General features: G+C 59.1%; 2 protein-coding genes. Both read left to right on the forward strand.

Translation table 11 applies throughout. The features are described 5' to 3' along the window. Positions 1-132 precede the first annotated feature (132 nt). Positions 133-483 (forward strand): hypothetical protein, encoded by a 351-nt coding sequence (locus T370_RS0122050; protein ID WP_029437035.1) that lies wholly within the window; start codon positions 133-135, stop codon positions 481-483. Positions 484-492: 9 nt separating this feature from the next. After that, positions 493-861, forward strand: coding sequence for a DUF488 family protein (locus tag T370_RS0122055; RefSeq protein WP_029437036.1), 369 nt, complete (start codon positions 493-495; stop codon positions 859-861). The last annotated feature ends 161 nt before the right edge of the window (positions 862-1022 follow it).

The following is a 1022-nucleotide window of genomic DNA, read 5'->3' on the forward strand; positions in this document are numbered from 1 at the left end:
TAATGCTCCCCGGCCTTGCATAAAAGAGTGGGGCGGTAATGCCACTTACCGCCCCGATACGAAAAGGAGCCAAGTCCTTCATGTACGGATTGAGTCTGGCTCCTGCCCGCCAAAAAGTCAACGAGCAGAGCCATGACAGAGAGAGAAGCCCGCAAGCTGGCGAAGGAAGCCGTCAGCGGCGAGTACGCGGTGATCGACGAAATCTGGAACCGCCGCAGGGTGAATTACCACAGCGTCGCCGCCGATTACGACAGGGACACGATCAAGGACATCAACCGCAAGCTGCCGAACCTGCTGGTGAAGAACGGCGGCGTCGCTCTGGACGAGCTGGCGGGCGAATACGGGTTCGAATCCACCTGCGACCTGATCGACATGTTCCTTGCCTACACGCCGAAGCGCGTCCGGCTTGAGCAGCTTGTGAGCCAGTTTTTGGAAGAAAACCCTCAACCCTCCGACGACTATGACGGAGACGTGCCTTTCTAGGAGTCTGAAATGCCCATCGAAACCTCGTTCTTTTCGAGCAAGGCCCCGAAAGAACGAAAAGTCTGTATCGCCAAATGGCACAGGGGATGGAACGGGCCGCGCGCCGAGCGTTTCGCCCCGTCCGACCCGAAGGCCGTGGACTGGAAGGCGGCGTACAGGAAAGACTTGGAATCCCGTTTCCCCACGCCGTCCTCCTTGCGGCTCTACCTTCAGGAGATCGAGAAGCGGACGCCGGACCCGATCCTGTGTTGCTTCGAGCTGAACCCGGAAGAGTGCCATCGCAGGGTGCTCGCCGCGTTCATCAAGGAAAACCTCAACCTCGACGTTCCCGAGTGGAACGGTCGGCGGCATGACGGGCAATTCAGCCTGCTGCCGTAAACCGTAAAAAAGGCGGGGACGCCCGGTGCGGCAAACACCGAACGCCCCCTAGGAAGCGGAGGGAATAGCCTCCAGCCCCACAAGCCGAAGGATATTCCCTCCTGACTATACAAGTCAACGGAGGGCGAAATGAGACATTCTACATGCGCCCACCGCAGAAC

Source organism: Bilophila wadsworthia ATCC 49260, assembly GCF_000701705.1.
Lineage (GTDB): Bacteria > Desulfobacterota > Desulfovibrionia > Desulfovibrionales > Desulfovibrionaceae > Bilophila > Bilophila wadsworthia.

What these genes read in the sequence shown, in the direction of transcription:
- T370_RS0122055 (WP_029437036.1), top strand. Translation starts at nt 493, where the DNA reads ATGCCCATCGAAACCTCGTTCTTTTCGAGCAAGGCCCCGAAAGAACGA.
- T370_RS0122050 (WP_029437035.1), top strand. Translation starts at nt 133, where the DNA reads ATGACAGAGAGAGAAGCCCGCAAGCTGGCGAAGGAAGCCGTCAGCGGC.